Here is a 2988-nt window from a genome sequence, read left to right as displayed (position 1 = left end):
ATAAACTTTATTTGAAAACCAAATGTTCAATTTAGCACTAAACCCGCCATTTTGACAAACTGCTGTTATGCCTTCGCCCTTCTTTTTTCAGTTTACAATATCAACCCTCGATTAAAGTCCGCAATAAATTGAGCAGGAATTGTCGGAGTTATTATTGCTAAATTTTGATTGTTCCCCAATTGAAAATTATGATTTGTAGCAATATACTCAATGTATTCATTACAATTAATTCTGTGAATTATATTATTTACACCTGCTGTAAAAGCATTACTATAATATGCTGGAAAGGAAGCTATGTTTTGATAACAATGAATTCTCCCTTCGCTACCCCAAGCTCCTTGATTCTCGTTGTGTTCCCAATGAATTGAAGTTGTTCCGTCATTTTTCGACAGAAAACCGAGTGCTTCAAAAAAATCATTGTCTGATGCAAATTGTATTTGCTGTTTTGTTCCAAATGTTAATTGTGCCATATTTTTTTTAATTATCGTTATAAATTGTTGCTAATTCTGTTTTGATTTGTCTAAAAGTTAAGTCGGCTTTTAATTCTTGGCTAAGTCCTGTATTTATACAATAAACAAAAGATTCCTTCCTGTAATAGAGTTCATTTTTCTTCAACGATTTTTCTATGCTGTCTGATTTAGCAAGTAAGCAAACAAGTTGATAATCGGGATTTATTGTATCTGTCTTGTTATTCGGATGTGCTTTTGTGTAATGTTGAGTTGCTGTTAGTTTGATTAAGTTTTCCAAATAATGTGCAAGTTGAGGAAACTTACTTTTGGGAAAAATATGATGTATTTGAGTTGCTTCACCATTTGCCCATTGGTCTTTAACTTCACTTTCTGAATACATTTTTCTAATTTGGTTCATTGCTTTTTGAACTAAATATGCATTGAAGGCTGTATCAGGTAATATATTTTGCTCACTTTCAGCACTTTCTTCTTGACGTGAAATAGTCTTATCTTTTGATAAATCACGCCAATTTTTACGATTATACATTAAGTCTGTGTAGTAAAATTCGTTTTCAGACATTCGCCCTTTTACAGAACCTGGCAAATTGTTTTCACAAGCATAAACATTTAACAATTTTGGAAAAATACGTTTAACCTCTATTTCTCCATTTATCGCTGTATTACCGATAATAAATTTTATAAAACGCTTTTGTAAGTCTTCAAAATCTGTTTTTGTTAAATTTCCTTTTTCATACTTGTTTTTGTATTCTTCAAAAAACTTCATAAGTCCGCTGTCTGACATAACTTTCACAAAGTATTGATACAAAAAAATGAAAGCGTTTCTATCTTTTAAAGAAACATATTCTAAAACATTAAGATTTGCTATTTTATAATAATTTGTTGTTCCACGTTTCTCAATATTCAAAATACCTGCGTAGGCTAAAAGTCTCAAAGGTTGTTGAATGAATTTGTCATATTCACTTCTTGTTGTTGGATTTGTTGCAGATGGTTTATTAAAAATTGCTTTTACATTTTTGATGAAGTATTGAGAATCCCAAATGTCTTGAACAATAAACTCTTTTTCTGGCTCACTTTCTCGTAAATTCAAAACGCAATCCGCAATAATACATACCACATCTGGTGTACATTTTTGGTCCATAAACCTTGCGTCATTTGTTTTTCTTATGTCGTAATTTTTACTATTTAATAATTTCTCTACTTCTTTCATCTAATCTATATTTTTTAAAAGTCCGAAGAAAAATACGGAATTATTGTCAATGTTTAATGAACGTGTACCATAATTACGAGCAACTCTATAGAACTTTTCAAATTCTTTAGAGCCGTAATATTCTAAATCTTTTTCAGTCGGAAGTCGGCTTCCATTTTTCAAAGTCAATAATGCTACAGAACCATCTGTAATTGTGTTCTTTGGTAAAAAACTTGCTCTTGGATAATAAGTAAGGTTGGGAATCATTACGACATCATCACGATTAAGAAATTTGGCGACAGCCAAATTTTCTGTATCGTCAATATAACAATCGTAATTTTCCAATTCTTTAACTTCATTATTACCAACATTTCGAGATTTTAAAACTCTAAATTTCCCGTTTTCTTTCGTGATTTGTTTTGTGATTTGTCTATCTCTGAAACTATTGAAAATATCGAATTTCATTTTTTCTGAAATTTGGTCAAATTCTTCATTTCGATAAATCAACCAATAAGGAAATCTATTAGAAAATAAATAATCTTTTGGTTTCTCTTCAAACGTTTCAGTAATATAACTTTCAATCAAAATGTTTTCAGTTTGCTTTTTTGATGAAGTTTCAAGTAAGAAACTTATCGTTTCAATTTTCACTCCTTTAAAACCTTTTTCTCCATAATCACAAATTTTCAATAGATTTTTCTCATTCAAAATATCTCTTGTAATATTAAATTCAGGTGAATTAATAAGGCTTTTTGGAACAATTAAGGAAACGAAGTTCCCTAATAAAATTGCTTTTTCAATGAAAAAAGAAAACAAGTTATTTGTTTCGTTATTTCTTGCATTGAATTTATAAAGCGATAATAATTCTTGACTGTTTGAAAGTTTTTTGTATGGTGGATTACCTACAACAATATCATATTTTGAATTGAAATTATAAGTCAAAAAATCGGCATTGATAAAATTAAATTTAAACTTTTTAGACAATTTTAATTTTTCCAAAATATTTTTCAGAACAACAAAGGAATTGTTATCAATATCAACAAGGTCAAAAATGACTTCGTCTTTATCTTTGTATTTCTCTATCAACAAAGGTATAAAATTACCAATACCAACTGAGGGTTCTAAAATTCTAATTCTCTTTTTTCCTTTTAGTTCGGGCAAGTCTTTAACAACCGTAAAAGCAATATCTTTTCGTGTGAAAAATGCTGAATTTTCTTGTCTGCTTGAATTTGCGTATTCTGTAATTTGATATATATTTTCAAGTCCTGATTTTTCAAAATCTTCATTAATAAAAGAAAGTAAATTTTCAATTTTACTCAATTCTTCTTTTTTAAT

General features: G+C 29.0%; 3 protein-coding genes. All 3 read right to left on the bottom strand.

The features are described 5' to 3' along the window. Positions 1-92: 92 nt before the first annotated feature. Entirely contained in the window at positions 93-470 is a 378-nt protein-coding gene (locus ACIQ2X_RS15325; RefSeq protein ID WP_396179838.1) for a hypothetical protein, read from the bottom strand. 7 nt (positions 471-477) lie between these two features. Then, the gene (locus tag ACIQ2X_RS15320) at positions 478-1677 is read right to left on the bottom strand and encodes a hypothetical protein (protein WP_396179837.1); all 1200 of its coding nucleotides are present in this window, start codon (positions 1675-1677) and stop codon (positions 478-480) included. Further along, positions 1678-2988 (bottom strand): Eco57I restriction-modification methylase domain-containing protein (locus ACIQ2X_RS15315; RefSeq protein ID WP_396179836.1); only part of this gene is annotated, 1311 nt, incomplete at its 5' end.

Source organism: Flavobacterium sp. (assembly GCF_044368625.1).
GTDB lineage: Bacteria > Bacteroidota > Bacteroidia > Flavobacteriales > Flavobacteriaceae > Flavobacterium.
Note: the sequence above shows the minus strand (reverse complement) of the source record. Positions and strands in the feature narration are given on the sequence as shown.

What these genes read in the sequence shown, in the direction of transcription:
- ACIQ2X_RS15325 (WP_396179838.1), bottom strand. Translation starts at nt 470, where the DNA reads ATGGCACAATTAACATTTGGAACAAAACAGCAAATACAATTTGCATCA.
- ACIQ2X_RS15320 (WP_396179837.1), bottom strand. Translation starts at nt 1,677, where the DNA reads ATGAAAGAAGTAGAGAAATTATTAAATAGTAAAAATTACGACATAAGA.